This is a genomic window from Streptomyces nitrosporeus (assembly GCF_008704555.1).
Classification (GTDB): domain Bacteria; phylum Actinomycetota; class Actinomycetes; order Streptomycetales; family Streptomycetaceae; genus Streptomyces; species Streptomyces nitrosporeus.
Genome location: NZ_CP023702.1, coordinates 511,904 through 527,519 on the forward strand (window position 1 = coordinate 511,904; position 15,616 = coordinate 527,519).

The 15,616-nt window shown below is 72.8% G+C and carries 11 protein-coding genes and 1 pseudogene; 5 read left to right on the plus strand and 7 right to left on the minus strand.

Annotated elements, in window-relative coordinates; translation table 11 throughout:
* Positions 1 to 35 precede the first annotated feature (35 nt).
* A pseudogene (locus CP967_RS34485) lies at positions 36 to 725 on the plus strand (pectate lyase); the annotation flags it as partial.
* A gap of 57 nt (positions 726 to 782) precedes the next feature.
* Here the strand turns inward: CP967_RS34485 and CP967_RS02315 are convergent.
* On the minus strand, positions 783 to 2,423 hold the full coding sequence (locus tag CP967_RS02315; RefSeq protein WP_150486308.1) for an ABC-F family ATP-binding cassette domain-containing protein: 1,641 nt from the start codon (positions 2,421 to 2,423) through the stop codon (positions 783 to 785).
* Between the two features lie 149 nt (positions 2,424 to 2,572).
* Here CP967_RS02315 and CP967_RS02320 point away from each other — a divergent pair, with 149 nt between their 5' ends.
* Positions 2,573 to 3,508, plus strand: coding sequence for an FAD-dependent oxidoreductase (locus CP967_RS02320; protein WP_229888584.1), 936 nt, complete (start codon positions 2,573 to 2,575; stop codon positions 3,506 to 3,508).
* 282 nt (positions 3,509 to 3,790) lie between these two features.
* On the opposite strand, the gene CP967_RS02325 is transcribed toward CP967_RS02320, so the two are convergent.
* Entirely contained in the window at positions 3,791 to 5,533 is a 1,743-nt protein-coding gene (locus CP967_RS02325; RefSeq protein ID WP_150486309.1) for a BCCT family transporter, read from the minus strand.
* A gap of 229 nt (positions 5,534 to 5,762) precedes the next feature.
* Here CP967_RS02325 and CP967_RS02330 point away from each other — a divergent pair, with 229 nt between their 5' ends.
* Positions 5,763 to 6,830, plus strand: a complete 1,068-nt coding sequence (locus CP967_RS02330) for a LacI family DNA-binding transcriptional regulator (RefSeq protein WP_150486310.1) — start codon at positions 5,763 to 5,765, stop codon at positions 6,828 to 6,830.
* 54 nt (positions 6,831 to 6,884) lie between these two features.
* Here the strand turns inward: CP967_RS02330 and CP967_RS02335 are convergent, their stop codons facing one another.
* Complete coding sequence (locus CP967_RS02335; protein ID WP_150486311.1) at positions 6,885 to 7,799, minus strand: oxygenase MpaB family protein; 915 nt, start codon at positions 7,797 to 7,799, stop codon at positions 6,885 to 6,887.
* Between the two features lie 384 nt (positions 7,800 to 8,183).
* Between CP967_RS02335 and CP967_RS02340 the strand changes: the two genes are divergently transcribed.
* A complete protein-coding gene (locus tag CP967_RS02340; RefSeq protein ID WP_150486312.1) occupies positions 8,184 to 9,062 on the plus strand; it encodes an oxygenase MpaB family protein in 879 nt (292 codons plus the stop codon).
* A 46-nt stretch (positions 9,063 to 9,108) separates the two neighbouring features.
* Here CP967_RS02340 and CP967_RS02345 read toward each other — a convergent pair whose 3' ends face one another.
* The 4 genes from CP967_RS02345 to CP967_RS02360 all read right to left on the minus strand — a co-directional run bounded on the left by CP967_RS02345 (position 9,109) and on the right by CP967_RS02360 (position 14,530).
* Entirely contained in the window at positions 9,109 to 9,774 is a 666-nt protein-coding gene (locus CP967_RS02345; RefSeq protein WP_150486313.1) for a TetR/AcrR family transcriptional regulator, read from the minus strand.
* 155 nt (positions 9,775 to 9,929) lie between these two features.
* Entirely contained in the window at positions 9,930 to 10,406 is a 477-nt protein-coding gene (locus tag CP967_RS02350; protein ID WP_150486314.1) for a macro domain-containing protein, read from the minus strand.
* Between the two features lie 119 nt (positions 10,407 to 10,525).
* Positions 10,526 to 13,231: a M4 family metallopeptidase gene (locus tag CP967_RS02355; RefSeq protein WP_150486315.1), complete on the minus strand. Its 2,706-nt coding sequence runs from the start codon at positions 13,229 to 13,231 to the stop codon at positions 10,526 to 10,528.
* A gap of 132 nt (positions 13,232 to 13,363) precedes the next feature.
* Positions 13,364 to 14,530 (minus strand): helix-turn-helix domain-containing protein, encoded by a 1,167-nt coding sequence (locus CP967_RS02360; protein ID WP_150486316.1) that lies wholly within the window; start codon positions 14,528 to 14,530, stop codon positions 13,364 to 13,366.
* An 88-nt stretch (positions 14,531 to 14,618) separates the two neighbouring features.
* On the opposite strand from CP967_RS02360, the gene CP967_RS02365 reads away from it, so the two are divergent.
* Positions 14,619 to 15,602 (plus strand): GlxA family transcriptional regulator, encoded by a 984-nt coding sequence (locus CP967_RS02365; protein WP_150486317.1) that lies wholly within the window; start codon positions 14,619 to 14,621, stop codon positions 15,600 to 15,602.
* Positions 15,603 to 15,616 lie beyond the last annotated feature (14 nt).

Genomic DNA, 15,616 nt, shown 5'->3' on the forward strand with positions numbered 1-15,616 from the left:
CGACCGACCCGCCGACGGACCCGCCGACCGACAAGCCTTCCTGGCCGGCCGCCAACGGCAGCCAGGCCGTCTCCTCGACCATGAAGGTCTCCGGCACCTACGACGGCGGCATGAAGCGGCTGTACGGCAGTGGCGATCTGGGCAGCGGCGGCCAGGACGAGGACCAGCCCGCGCTGATCGAGCTGGCGGACGGCGCGACCCTGCAGAACGTCATCCTGGGCGCCCCGGCGGCGGACGGGGTGCACTGCTCCGGCGCCTGCACCATCAAGAACGTCTGGTGGGAGGACGTGGGCGAGGACGCCGCGACCTTCCGCGGCAGCTCCTCCTCCACGGTCCGCACGGTCGACGGCGGCGGCGCGAGACTGGCGCAGGACAAGGTCTTCCAGCACAACGGCGCGGGCACCCTGGTCGTCAAGAACTTCCAGGTCGAGGACTTCGGCAAGCTGGTCCGCTCCTGCGGCAACTGCTCGACGCAGTACGGCCGTCACATCCAGCTGCAGAACATCTGGGTGACGACCCCGGGCGACTCACTCGTCGGTATCAACACCAACTACGGTGACACCGCGCGGTTCTCCGACGTCACGATCTACGACGACGCCGGCCGCGACCTGGACGTCTGCGTCAAGTACAAGGGCACGACCAGCGGCGAGCCCAGCAAGATCGGGTCCGGGGCGGACGGCACCAACTGCATCTACTCCTCGTCCGACATCAGCTACGTCGACTGACGCCCTCCGGCGGCACACCGGGCCCGCTCCTCCCGCCGGGAGGGGCGGGCTCCGGCGTCAGCGGGCCTCGACGACCTTGCCGTCGGCGACCTCCAGGCGGCGCGTCGTACGCACCGCCTCCAGCATCCGCCGGTCGTGGGTGACCAGCAGCAGTGTGCCGGTGTACGAGTCGAGTGCCGACTCCAGCTGCTCGATCGCCGGCAGGTCGAGGTGGTTGGTCGGCTCGTCCAGCACCAGGAGGTTGACGCCCCTGCCCTGGAGCAGGGCCAGTGCGGCCCGGGTTCGTTCGCCCGGCGAGAGGGTGGTGGCGGGACGCAGCACATGGGCGGCGCGCAGTCCGAACTTGGCGAGCAGGGTGCGCACATCGGCCGGTTCCGTGTCCGGCACGGCCGCGCAGAAGGCGTCGAGCAGGCTCTCGGTGCCGTGGAAGAGCTTCCGCGCCTGGTCGACCTCGCCGACGACGACGCCGGAGCCGAGCGAGGCGTGGCCGGAGTCGAGCGGCAGCCGGCCGAGCAGGGCTGCGAGCAGGGTGGACTTCCCCGACCCGTTGGCACCGGTGATCGCGACCCGGTCCGCCCAGTCGATCTGCAGGGTGGCGGGGCCGAAGGCGAAGTCCCCGCGGACGACGGCGGCGTCCCGGAGCGTGGCGACGACGGAGCCGGAGCGGGGCGCGGAGGCGATCTCCATCCGCAGCTCCCACTCCTTGCGGGGCTCCTCGACGACGTCGAGGCGTTCGATCATGCGCTGGGTCTGCCGGGCCTTGGCGGCCTGCTTCTCGCTGGCCTCGCTGCGGAACTTGCGGCCGATCTTGTCGTTGTCGGTGGCCTTGCGGCGGGCGTTCCGCACACCCTTGTCCATCCAGCCGCGCTGCGTCTGGGCACGGCTCTCCAGGGCGGAGCGCTTGTCCGCGTACTCCTCGAACTCCTCGCGGGCGTGGGCGCGGGCGCGTTCGCGTTCCTCCAGGTAGGAGGCGTAACCGCCGCCGTAGAGGTTGATCTGCTGCTGGGCGAGGTCGAGTTCGAGCACCTTGGTGACGGTCCGCATGAGGAACTCCCGGTCGTGGCTGACCACGACGGTGCCGGCCCGCAGCCCGGACACGAAGCGCTCCAGGCGCTCCAGGCCGTCCAGGTCGAGGTCGTTGGTGGGTTCGTCGAGCAGGAAGACGTCGTAGCGGGACAGCAGCAGCGAGGCGAGCGAGGCGCGGGCCGCCTGGCCGCCGGAGAGGGCGGTCATCGGCAGGTCGAGGCCGACGGTCAGGCCGAGTTCCGCGGCGGTGTCCTCGGCGCGTTCGTCCAGATCGGCACCGCCGAGGGCGAGCCAGCGCTCCAGCGCCTCGGCATAGGCGTCGTCGGCGCCGGGCGCCTGGTCGACCAGGGCCTGGGTGGCGTCGTCCATTGTCCGCTGGGCGTCGGCCACCCCGGTGCGCCGCGCGAGGAACTCGCGTACGGATTCGCCCGCACGGCGCTCGGGCTCCTGCGGGAGGTGTCCGATGTTGGCGCCGGGCGGGGAGAGCCGCAGTTCGCCGTCCTCCGGGCGGTCGAGGCCCGCGAGAAGACGCAGCAGCGAGGACTTGCCGGCGCCGTTGGCCCCGACGAGCCCGATCACGTCCCCGGGCGCGACGACGAGGTCGAGGCCGGCGAAGAGGGTGCGGTCGCCGTGCCCCGCGGCGAGGTCCTTGGCGACGAGAGTGGCAGTCATGAGGGTGAGATCCTAACGAATGGCGGGGGCGCCGTGGACGGCGCCGTGGCGTCCCGCCCCGCGGCGGGGCGGATCGCCGGGACGGCCGAGGGGCCGGGGCCCGGGAGGTCCGGGGGCCGGTGTGCGGGAGACCGACGGGAGTGGTGCGGGTGAGCGGCGTGACAGCGGACGTGATCGTGGTGGGCGGCGGGGTCATCGGGCTGACCACGGCCCTGGAGCTGACGCGGCGCGGCCACCGGGTGCGTGTCCGGTCCCGGGACGCGGCGCGGGACACCACGTCCGCGGTGGCCGGTGCGCTGTGGTGGCCCTACCGGATCGAACCCGAGGCGCTGGCCGGTGACTGGGCGCTGGAGACGCTGGCGGTGTACGAGGAGCTGGCCACGGCGCCGGAGGAGACCGGCGTGCGGATGGTGGCGGGCCTGCACGGGGGTGAGCGGCTGTCGGGGCTGGGGCCGTGGGCGCGGCGCCTGACCGGGGCACGGGAGGTGCCGGAGGGGCTCCGGGTGACGCTGCCGCTGATCGACATGCCGGTCCATCTGGCGTGGCTCCAGGAGCGGCTGGTCAGGAGCGGCGGGGTCCTGGAGCGCGGTACGGTCCAGGACTTCGCGGAGGCCGCCGCCCTGGCGCCGGTCGTGGTCAACTGCACCGGTCTCGGGGCACGTGCCCTGGTCCCCGACCTCGGGGTGCGGCCGGTGCGGGGGCAGCTGGTGGTGGTGGAGAACCCGGGCATCGAGGAGTGGTTCACCCGTGCCGACCCGGCGTCGAGCACGACGACGTACTTCTTCCCGCAGCCGGACGGGCTGGTGCTGGGCGGCACGGCCGAGGTGGACGAGTACGGCACCGGGGCGGACCCCCGTACGGCCGAGGAGATCGTGGCGCGCTGTGCGCGGGTGCGGCCGGAGATCGCCGGGGCCCGGGTGACGGGCCACCGGGTGGGGCTGCGCCCCTCCAGGGACGCCGGTGTGCGTCTGGAGGCCGGGACGCTGCCGGGCGGGGGCCGGCTGGTGCACAACTACGGGCACGGGGGCGCGGGTGTGACCGTCGCCTGGGGATGTGCCCGGGCGGCGGCCGCTCTGGTGGGGTGAGCGGTGGGGGTACGCCCTGGTGGAGTGAGCGGGGGGAGTACGCCCTGGTGGGCTGAGCAGGGAGCGTACGCCGCCGGAGGCGGCGCGCGGGAGCTTCCGGGCCCGGGCGGCCCGCGGGAGCTTCCGGACCCGGGCGGCGCGCGGGAACTTCCGAACCGGGCTGCCCGCGGGAACTTCCGGACCGGGCCGCTCCGCCGGTCCGGGGGCCGCGCCGGGAGAGGCCGCCCCGGAGGTGCGTGGACCGCCCCGCCCCGCACCGGTGGGGCGGGGCGGCCCACGCGGTCAGGCGGACGGGCCGGGCTTGTGCCGTTCGTCGCGGGTGATCTCGGTGGAGCCGCCGGGGCCGATACGGATCTCGAAGTCGCCGTCGTACTTGGCGTGCCCCTCGATCACCGCGGACTCGACGGCCTCCACCCCGAACTCGCGGCGGACGATCAGCGGGTCGTGCCGCAGGTCCCGCATGAGGGAGACGCACATCCCGAGCATGACGACGGTGAACGGCGCGGCCACCAGGATGGTGAGGTTCTGGAGCCCTGCCAGCGCGTCGCCCTGCCCGTCGCCGATGAGGAGCATGACGGCCGCCACGGCTCCGGTGACCACGCCCCAGAAGATGACGACCCACCGGGCGGGTTCGAGCACGCCCTTCTGGGAGAGCGTGCCCATGACGATCGATGCGGCGTCGGCGCCGGAGACGAAGAAGATGCCGACCAGGATCATCACCAGGATGCTCATCACGGTGGCGATCGGGAACTGCGCGAGCACCCCGAAGAGCTGGGCCTCGGCCGTGTCGCCGACTCCTTCGAGTTCACCGGCCCGTTCCAGTTCGATGGCCGAGCCGCCGAACACGGCGAACCAGACGAGGCTGACCGTGCTGGGCACCAGGATGACCCCGCCGACGAACTGCCGGATCGTCCGGCCCCGGCTGATCCTGGCGATGAACATCCCGACGAAGGGCGTCCAGGAGATCCACCAGGCCCAGTAGAAGACGGTCCAGCTGCCGAGCCAGCTGGCCACTTCGCCCTCCCCGGTGGCCTCCGTGCGCCCGGCGAGCTGGGGGAGCTCGCCGAAGTACGAGGCGATCGAGGTGGGCAGCAGGTCCAGCACGATGATGGTGGGGCCGACGACGAAGACGAAGACCGCCAGGATGAGGGCGAGCACCATGTTGATGTTGGACAGCCACTGGATGCCCTTCTCCACGCCGGACACCGCGGAGGCGACGAAGGCGGCCGTCAGGACGGCGATGACGGCCACCAGGAGTCCGGTGCCGGTCTTCTCCATCCAGTCCAGTTCATGGAATCCGCTGCCGATCTGGAGGGCGCCGAGCCCCAGTGAGGCGGCCGAGCCGAAGAGGGTCGCGAAGATGGCCAGGATGTCGATGATCCGGCCGGCCGTCCCGTAGGCGTGGCGTTTCCCGATGAGCGGTTCGAACACCGCGCTGATGGTCTGCCTCCGGCGCCGCCGGTAGGCGCTGTAGGCGATGGCGAGGCCGACGACCGCGTAGATCGCCCAGGGGTGCAGCGTCCAGTGGAAGAGGGTGGTGGCCATGGCGGTCTGCATGGCCTCGGCGGCGTCGGCGGGGCGGGTGCCGGGAGGCGGGTCGACGAAATGGGCCAGCGGCTCGCTCACCCCGTAGAACATCAGGCCGATCCCCATGCCGGCGCTGAACATCATCGCCACCCAGGAGACCGTGCGGAACTCGGGTTCCTCGCCCTCCTGGCCCAGTGAGATCTTGCCGTAGCGGCTGATCGCCAGCCAGAGGGCGAAGACCACGAAGCCGGAAGCGGCCAGCATGAAGGCCCAACCACCATTGTGGATCAACCCGTTGAGCAGCTCGGTGGAGGCGCTCTCCAGCGATTCGGTGGCCGTGGAGCCCCAGATCACGAAGGCCACGGTGAGCACCGCAGCGACGCCGAAGACCACACGGTCGGTCACCGGGCGGCGGCCGTGGTGCGGTTCGGCCGGGAGATCCGCCGTGACCGGCAGATACTCCCCCCGCCCACCCGTTTCCTGCTCGTCGTGTGTCACAAATGGCACCTTTCACGCATTGCGAGTATTTCGCTCTCCGTAGGCAGTACCACACGAGGCCCGGACGACAGCATCAACAAGCCGTAACCACTTGACCGTTTATGAAGGGATTCGCCTCCCGGCCGTGCTGACGGGCCGTACCGGCCGGGCGGTTAGGCTGACGGCGTTCGTGTGCTCAACTGTTTTCCGCTCCGGCCCGGCCGGGGCTCGCGCGTACGAGGAGCGCCTCTTGCCCGACCCGACCCTGGACCCGGCTCCCGACCCGCGGCACGACGTCCGGCCCACCCTGGAGGCGGTCGCGGCGCGTGCCGGGGTCTCCCGGGCGACGGTGTCCCGCGTCGTCAACGGTGGCGCCGGGGTGCGGCAGCCCCTGGTGGACCAGGTGCGCAAGGCGGTCGACGAGCTCGGGTACGTCCCCAACCACGCGGCGCGGACCCTGGTCACCCGGCGCAACGGCGCGGTGGCCGTGATCATCGACGAGCCGGAGTTCCGGATCTTCTCGGACCCGTTCTTCTCCCGGCAGATCCGCGGGATCAGCCGGGAGCTCAACGCGCACGACGCCCAGCTGGTACTGCTCCTGGTGGAGGGCCGGGGCGACTTCGACCGGGTCACCCGCTATCTGGCCGGTGGCCATGTGGACGGGGTCCTGGCCTTCTCCCTGCACACCGACGACGAACTGCCCGCGGTCATCAGCAGGTTCAGGGTGCCGACGGTCTACGGCGGACGCCCGGAGCGCACCGGGGCCGAGGGCGGCGCCGGGACGCCGCCGGTGCCGTACGTGGACTGCGACAACCGGGGCGGCGCCCGGGAGGCGGTACGCCACCTGGTGGCCCTCGGCCGGCGGCGGATCGCGCACATCGCGGGCCCGCGCGACCAGACCTCGGCGCTGGACCGGATCGACGGCTACCGCGACGTGCTGCCGGACGCCGGCCCGGAGATGACGGTGGAAGGCGACTTCACCGCCGAGGGCGGCGCGCGGGCGGCAGAGGAGCTGCTGGACCGCTGCCCCGGTGTGGACGCGGTCTTCGTGGCCAACGACCTGATGGCCTCGGGTGTCCTGCGGGTGCTGCGGGAGCGGGGGCTGCGGGTCCCCGAGGACGTGGCGGTCGTCGGCTTCGACGACATGGCCTCGGTCGCGGAGAGCACCGATCCGCCGCTGACCACCGTCCGTCAGGACGTGGAGGGCATGGGCCGGCTCATGGTCCGGCTGCTGATGGAGCGGCTGGACAGCGGGGCGGGCCAGTGGCCCGCCTCCGTGGTCACTCCCACCGAGCTGATCCTGCGCGACTCGGCCTGAGGGCGGCCCGTCCCGCACGGCGCCCTGCCCGCGGCCGGCGGCCGGGCGCCGTCCTCACCCCGCCGTGCCGCCCGTCGCGGGGCCCTTCACACGGCCCGCCGCACCGCCCGCCGCCCGCCACGCGGCCCGCGCGTCCCGGGCGAGCGGCAGATAGCGCAGCCGTTCGGGGAGTACCGGGACCACGCGCCGTACGACCCCGCAGAACCTGCGCAGCCTCCGCTCCTGGGCGTCGGTCCATTCGAGGCCGATGGCCTCCCGGGCGTCCGGCGGCATCAGCCCGACCGTGAGGAACCGGCGGAACCTGGCCAGCGGCGGGAACAGGAGGGGCCACAGCACCCGGGCGAGCAGGCGCAGCACACGTGGGCCCCGGTCGGGGGGCGGTACGGGGCCGTCGACGGAGATCAGGTCCTCGACGACGGCGGTGCGTTCGATCTCGTCGGCGAGGATCCCGCGGTAGTAGGGCCAGAACTCCTCGACCGTCCGGGGCATGTCCCGGTCGTGGATGCCGAGGACCCGGCCGACCTGGAGCCATTCCCGGTACAGGGCCCGCTCCTGTTCCCCGGTGAGCGGGCGGACCAGATAGCGGGTGGCGTGGCGGTAGACGGGGAATCCGGTGGCGTGCACCCACGCGTAGTTGGCCGGCTCCAGCGCGTGGTAGCGGCGGCCCCGGGTGTCGGTGCCCTGGATGGTGCGGTGCATTCTCCGCAGCCGGCGGCCCTCTTCCGCCGCGGCCTCTCCGCCGTACACCCAGAGCTGGAGCGAGCGCAGGGAGCGTTCGCCCCGGCCCCAGGGGTCCGTGCGGAAGACGGAGTGCTCGTCCACGCCCGCGCCGACGGCCGGGTGGGCCACCTGGAGGGTGAGGGCGGCGGGCAGCATGAGCAGGCCCCGGACGTCGCCGGCCAGACTCCACAGCACCCCGCCGGGCGGGGGCGGAGCGGCGGCCGTACGGCCGGTGTCCGTGCTGCTCATGCGGGGTCCCCTGTCGTCGGCGGGCGCCCGGTCCGGTGCCCGGCCTGCGTGTTCCAGTATGCGAGCGCGGACGGACCGCCGGCCCGTGGGGGCGGGGCCCGGGGCGTCCTGCGGGACGCGGCGGCCCGGGGCGGGGACCCGCTCGGGCGGCCCCGGGGGCTTTGTCCGCCGGGATCCGCTTCTTCGAATTCCTGTCAGCAGTGTTGACGCACCCCATGAAACAAGTCGATAGTATTTGTAACTTTGACTCCCGAGGGTGGGGAGCGGGTGTGCCGCGCCGCCGCGGCCGACGGCGCGGGCCGGGCCCCGGTGGTGCCCGCTCCACCCGGCTCACCACGCGCCCCGCGCCTGGACCGGCGCTTCCGTCCCACAGGAGGTTGTCAGATGGGCCGCTACAGCCGGCTACGCGAGATCCGCCGGATGGACCCGGCGCGTGACTGCGCCGAGATCCTCAGGCTGATGTCCCAGTACGAGTTCCCCTGGGACTACCGGCAGGGCATCAGCGTCGCCTTCCTGCGCGACTACGGTGTGCCCCGGATCTCCGTGCTCCTGGACCGCACCCAGGAGTTCGAGCGCAACGGCCAGAAGCGCTACGACGACACGGTCCTGTTCGGCTACGAGATGGCGGCGGACGGCTTCGGTTCCGAGCGCGCCCGTGCGGCGGCCCGCCATCTGAACCGTATCCACGGCAGGTACCGCATCCCCAACGAGGACTACCTCTACGTCCTCGCCACCACCGTCGTCGGCCCCAAGCGCTGGATCGACCGGTTCGGCTGGCGCGCCCTGTGCCCCCAGGAGGCCCAGGCGCTGGCCGAGGTGGGGAAACGGATGGGGGCGATGATGGGGATCGAGGGGGTCCCGGACACCTATGCCGGCTTCGAGGAACTGCTCGACTCCTACGAGCAGTCGATGTTCGCCTACGATCCGGCGAACCGCCGGGTCGCGAACGCCACCTTCCGGGTGATGGCGTCCTGGTACCCCGCGCCGCTGCGCCCGCTGGTGGCACGCTTCTCGCTGGCGCTGCTGGACGAACCCCTGCTGGAGGCGCTCGGGTTCGAGCAGCAGCCGCGGTGGGCCCGGTCCCTGGCCGAACGGCTCGTGCGGGCCCGTTCCCGCGCCGTCGGGCTGATGCCCGCCCGGCCCCGGTGGCTGCCGTCCAGGCCCCGGCCCCGCAGCTACCCCTTCGGCTACCGCCTCGACGACCTCGGACCGCACTGGGCGCGGAGCCGGCCGCTGGAGCCTCTGCCCCAGGAGCGGTGCTGACCGGTCCGGGCACCGCCCGCCCCTGCCGCCGGACGGTGCCCGGGCGCTACCCGGCGGCGCCCGGCGCCGCTCCCTGCCGCCCGGGGACGCTGATCAGCGGGACCAGATAGCCGCGGGCGAAGGCCCGTACCTGTTCGTCGTCGTCGAGGGCGAAGCAGCTGACGGGGTTGAGGAGGAAGGAGACGGTGATCCGCACCATGAGTTCGGCCACCGGTGTGGAGTCCGACTCCGGCCGTCCTTCGGCCCGTTGGGCGCGGTGCAGCCGGTCGGTGAGGTAGTCACGCATGGCGAGGAAGGCGGGGCCGCTCTCCAGGGTGAGGAAGGGGAGCATGATCTCCGGTTCCAGCTTCAGCAGGCCGCCGACCAGCGGATGCCGGCGGATGTGCCCCAGGACCGCGACGAAGCCCTCGACCAGCCGGTCCTCCATGGTGGGCAGGGCGGCCACCGCGGCGTCCACCTCCGCGACGAACCGGCGGTACTCCCGCAGCAGGCAGGCCGACACCAGGCTGTCCTTGTTGCCGATCCGCCGGTACACGGTGACCCGGGAGACCTTGGCCCGCTTGGCCACGTCGTCGACAGTCGAGCGGCGCAGGCCGAACGTCATGAACTGTTCGCGCGCCGCGTCCAGGATCTGCCCGGTGAGCGCGTCCGCGGGTTCCGTCTCCCTGAGCGCCGTGGCCAGCAGCGCGTCCTCGTGATCCGGTGACGTCATGAGCCCTCTCCGTTCCGCCGCGCCCGTGTGCCGCGAGCCCCTTCACCCTAAAGGGCCGGGCCCGCAGGTCCCCGCGGCTCTCCCCGTCCGCCGGGCCCGCAGGTCCCCGCGGCTCTCCCCGTCCGCCGGGCCCGCAGATCCCCGCGGACGGGCCCTCAGCCGTGGTCGTAGACGGTCACCGCGAGGCCGCGGGCGGCCAGCCGCCCGGTCACCAGGGGTTCGACACGGGACCAGGTGCCGCCGGCCAGGCCGCAGCCCATCCGCGGCATGTGCACGGAGGCCCCCAGCTCGACGGCCTTTTCCGCCACCTTCTCCAGGCCGGCGCCGAGGGCCTCGTAGCGCACCGGCACGCCCTTGCTGCCGGTGCGTACGCCCCGCTGGCCTATCAGGTTGGCCACCCAGACGTACGGCTCGACCTGGACGAACTGCACGGCGCCGAGGGCGAAGTCGTTGTGCGCGCGCTCACGGTGCCAGCGGCGGTACGCGGCCTCGGGGCCGGGCCAGCGGCGGGACAGGGCCAGCACGAAGCCCTTCCCCCAGCCGCCCAGGTCGTTGCAGCAGTGCACGATCAGCTTGACGCCCTTGCCCTGGGGGGAGGTGGCGTCGCCCCGTACATAGGTGATTCCCGGCATGGCCCCACCGTACGTGCCGCCACCGACAACGCTCCCGGCTGACGCGGGGCGCCGGCCGGGAGCGGGGCGGGGCGCCCGCCGGGTGTGGTGGCGGGCGCCCCGTGGAAGACGGCGCGGGGTTACTCCTCGCAGCTTCCGGCGAACGTCTCGCGGGTCACCACGTCGGTGTCGGCGGCGGTGGTGTCCAGCCAGGCGATCCGCTGTCCGTCACCGAGCGACGGGGCCAGCTGGGCGCCGGAGGAGCAGGAGACCCGGCTGAAGCCGTCCACTCCGGCCAGGAGGTCGGTGACCGTGGAGGCGTACACCTTGCCCGGTCCGGTCCAGGAGCCGAGCGCGCCCCATACGTCGTAGGCCGAGTAGGCGAAGTAGTCGTCGTTGACCGTGAACTGGGCCATGGCGGTGCCCTTGGGGAAGGCCGGCTTCACGGCCTCGGACAGGTCGTCGAGGGGCGCGGACCGGAAGTTGGTGGTCGGGAGCAGGCCGCCCGTCTCCCGCCAGAAGACACGGTCGGAGGTGAACTGGATGTCCGAGACGTGGTTGAAGAGCCAGCCCGGGATCCGGTAGGTCTGCGTGGTGCCCTCGGCGACGTCGTGCAGGGTCAGGGTGTCGCCGTCGCCGGCCGCCCAGGCGACCTGGCCGTTCTTCATCGCGAGCCGGGCTGCCCTGGTGCCGGTCTCCGGGGTCAGGTTGACCGTCCGGCCGTCGGCCTCGCGGAGCATGACGTCCTGCTCGCCGTCGGCGGTGGTGCTGATGTAGGCGAGCACCCCGTCGTCGGTCACGGGCTCGGTCTCGTCCGCGTCCGGGCGGTCGACGAGCTTCCTGACCGCTCCCTGCCCCTTGGCTCCGGTGCGGTAGACACCGATGCCGTCGGCGGTGATCCGGGTGAAGACGATGCGGTCGTCGTCGAGGGACGGGTCGAGAAGGTAGGCGTCCTTCTGGGCGATCTCGCGCTGGGGCTTCTTGCCGAAGCGGCCCACCGTGATACCGAAGGCGGCGCTTCCCCGGTCCCAGGCGACGGCGTCGCCGTGGCCGATCGCGTAGACGTCGCCGTTGATCTGGGCGGCCTGCTCGTCGATGCCGGCGTAGACCTCGTAGGCGGGCAGGACCCTGGCGCTCAGGGTGGTGCCGTCGTGCGTGCCGCTCCTGTACTCCCAGCCCTTCACGATGCCGTGGCTGTCGAAGGCCCGGCCGATCGCGGCGAGGTCCGCGCCGGAGACGCGGAGGGACCGGGCGGCGAGGGTGACCGCGTCACGCATGTCGGTGAAACCGGAGAGCGGGGTGAGGTAGTTCTGCGCCGCCCGGTAGACGATGCGGTCGGCCAGCTCGCTGTCGAGGCTCTCGCGTATGTCCCACAGCGCGCCGCCGACGATGGTGGAGTTGCGGTGCACCCCGCCGTTGTCGAAGTCGAGGGTCATGAGCTCGTAGTCCCGCTGGGCGTTGCGGCCGTCGTTGAGGTCGCGCAGGGCGCACTCCTCCAGCGGGACGGTGCCGTTGCAGAGGTACTCGCCGATGAGTCCGGACGCCGGGTCGTCCATGGCGATGCCCTTGTCGGCGGTCTCCATGGCGTTGCCGAAGTAGTCGGAGATCGCCTCGTTGAGCGCTCCGGACTGGTTGAGGTAGACGAGGCCCGCGGAGTGCTCGGTGACCCCGTGCGTCATCTCGTGGCCGACGACGTCCAGACCGACGGAGAGCGGGACGCCGTTCATGTGGCCGTAGACCATCTTGGAGCCGTCCCAGAAGGCGTTGGCGTAGTCCTTGCCGCCGCTGGAGACGTTGACGACGGAGTGGATGGTGCCGCCCCTGCCGTCGACGCCGTCCCGGCCGAGCCGGTTTCGGAGGTACTCGTAGACCTTCGAGGCGTTGATGTGGGCGTCCACCGCGCCGGATGCGGTGTTGGCGCCGTCGAAGCGGTCGCTCGCGGAGGAGGACGGCAGGACGTCCTCGGGCACGGGGCCGCCGGCGAGGTCCAGGTAGGTCTTGCGCTGCGCGTCGTAGGTGCGTATCTGACCGCCGGTCACGGGGTACATGGCGCGCGCCGAGTCGACGAGCGTGTACGAGCCGTCCGCCTCCTCGTTGACGTCCAGCTCCACCTCGCTGCCGTCCACCCGTACGCCCGTGCCTTCGGCGGGCGAGGCGCCGGCGGCGTCGATGTTGTCGTACGAGAGGGCGATCCCGCCCACATGGGCGTCGACGTACACCTCCTGGCGCACGGGGTTGCCGCCGGCCTCGCCGCCGGTGACGGTGAAGTGCCAGGTGAGCTTGCCGCCGTGGGCGTCGGGAAGCACGGTGAGGCCGTGGGACTCGGTGCTGCCGCCCCGGACGCGGGAGAGGTTCCCGTCGAGTGCGAACATCCGCCGCTTCGCGGTGGCCTCGCCGACCTCGGGGACCGTGGAGACCGTGAGGTCCGTGTAGAGGGTGCCGGTCGCCGAGGTGATCTGCCGGCCGCCGTCGGCCTTCTCGGTCTGGACGGCGTACTGGGCGCCGAAGACCGGGACGCCCTCGTGCTTCTGCTGGAAGCGCACCGAGGACTGCTTGCCCTCCTCGGTCGTCCGCACCGCCTTCAGGTCGGACACGGGCACCTTGTAGATGTCCTGATGGGCCTTCAGGTGCGCCCGGGCGGCCTCGGCGGGCGTGCCCTTCCGCGCGGCGTCGTCCAGCCCCTGAGTCATCCTCGGCGCCACCGGGACGGGGTCCTCGGCCGTGACGCCCGCGGCCGGGGCCTCGGGGGACGCCCAGGCGGGCGCGGCCAGCAGTGCCGAGCCCGTGGCGGTGGCGGTGGCGACCACGCCAGCCGCCAGCAGCCGTCGGATCCTTGCAGTTCTCACAGAACCCTCCACATCGCACACCCATCGGCGGAACGCACTGTTGTACGTTCCATCCGGTTGACGGGGTCGATCCTTCGGTATGCGGAGTCGGCCAACAAGGGATGGCGGCGGCGCGAAGACGCCGTGGCGCAATTACGCCTCGGGGGCCGTGGACCGTGTCCGGGCGGGGCCGTCGAGCCAGCCCTCCCGGGCGGCGTGCCAGCCGAGCTGGAAGCGGGTGGCGGCGCCGACCTCGTCCATCAGGGCGCGCAGCCGCCGCTGCACGGTGCGGTGCCCCATGCCCAGCTGGCGCGCGATGGCGGCGTCGGTCAGACCGACGTGGAGCAGCGCCACGATGTCCCGGTCGGTCCCGGCGGGCGTGGCCTCCCGGCCGTCGCCGGAACCGCTCAGCCGCCATCCCTTCTCGAAGTGCTCCTCGAAGAGCGAGCAGAGGGCGGTGAGCAGCCCGGTCCGGTGCACCACCAGTGCCACCGGCTCGGTCTCCCGTTCCGGGTTCAGGGGCAGCAGGGCGACCCGCCGGTCCACGATGACGAGTTTGATCGGCAGCCGGTCCGTGACGGAGATGTGCTGGCCCAGCGCGACGCACGAGGCCAGCACCGCCGCCGTCTCCGGGCGTTCCAGCCCTTCGCGTTCGACCACACTGCGCACGGTCACCCCGCGGCGCATCAGTTCCTCGTCCGCCTCGGTGTGGTTGTCCTCGTAGGAGAGCACCGCCGGCGCGTGCCTGGTCGGGACCAGGGTGCAGACCTCGTTCACGGCCTGGCGCTGCATCGTCAGGAGCCGGCGCCGGATGGCGGCCGGACCGGTCAGCACCTCGACGGGCACTCCCGAGGCGTGCGCCTGGGCCGACCGGTGCCGTTCGGTGAGGTCACCGACGAAGGACTCGACCTGGCGCAGCGCGGCCCGCCGGGACTCCAGGAGCGACCCGAGGGCCAGCACGGGTGACGCCGCCCGGTACCGGACGCTGCCGTCGGTGTCCGGCCGGCCGGCACTGGCGAGGCCGCGTTCGACGAGCGATTCGAGGGCCCGGGCCACCAGCGGACCGCTCAACGGCCCTTGGAGGGCCTCCGGTTCGCAGTCGGGGCGGTCCACGAGCAGCCGGTAGACCGCGTCCTCCGCCTCGTCGAGCCCGAGCAGCGTCAGCAGCGGGGCGTCCGGGTGCCCGGCGGGCGGGACGGCGGGCGCGTCCGCGGCCCCGCGTCCTTGCGGCGGTACGGTTCCCGGTCCCGGCGCCCCGCCGTCCCGCTCCCCCGCGCCCCCGTGTCCCGGCCGGGCCCGCGCGCCCTCACCACCCCTCACCCGCGCCGCCCTCCCCACGGTTCCTGTCCGGCGGTCACACTATCCGCTGGGCCGGGGACCGACACGGAGCTGTTCCGGCGACCGGGCCATGGCGTCCCCGCGTATCCTCTTGCCCGTGCCGGACTCGTCCCCGCACCGTGTCGCGGTGCTCGTGCTCGAAGGTGCGAAGCCTCTCGATGTCGGTATCCCCGCGCAGGTGTTCACGACCCGCGCGAGCATGCCGTACGAGGTGCGGGTGTGCGGTGCGGCGCCCGGTCCCGTGACCGGCGGCGACGGTCTGTCGTACCACGTCGCCCACGGTCTCGAAGCGCTCGCGTGGGCCGACATCGTCTTCGTCCCCGGCTACCGGCACCCGGACCGCGACGATCCGCCGCGGACCGTCGTCGACGCGCTGGCCGCCGCCCACCACCGGGGGGCACGGCTCGCCGCCATCTCGACGGGGGCCTTCGCGCTCGCCGCCACAGGTCTGCTCGACGGCAGGCGCGCCACGACGCACTGGCACTACACGCGGGCGCTCGCGGCGAAGCGCCCGCTGGTCCGGGTCGACGCGAACGTCCTGTTCGTCGACGAGGGCAGCCTGCTGACATCGGCCGGTGCCGCTTCGGGCATCGACCTCTGCCTGCACATCCTGCGCGGCGATCTGGGGGTGTCCGCGTCGAACCACGCGGCACGGCGCCTGGTGGCGGCTCCCTACCGCAGCGGCGGTCAGGCGCAGTACGTGCCGCGCAGTGTGCCCGAGCCGCTCGGCGAGCGGTTCGCCGCCACCCGGGAGTGGGCGCTGCACCGGCTCGGTGAACCCCTGACCCTCGATGTGCTCGCCCGGCACGCGGCGGTGTCGCCCCGCACGTTCTCGCGGCGCTTCGCCGAGGACACGGGGTACACGCCGATGCAGTGGCTCATGCGGGCCCGTGTCGATGTGGCCCGTGAGCTGCTCGAACGTTCGCAGCGGGACATCGAGCGGATCGCCGCCGACGTCGGTCTCGGCACCGGTGCGAATCTGCGGCTGCACTTCCGGCGCGTCCTCGGCACCACACCGAGCGAGTACCGGCGCACCTTCGCCCGGGGGCGGTAGCCCGCCCCGTGGCG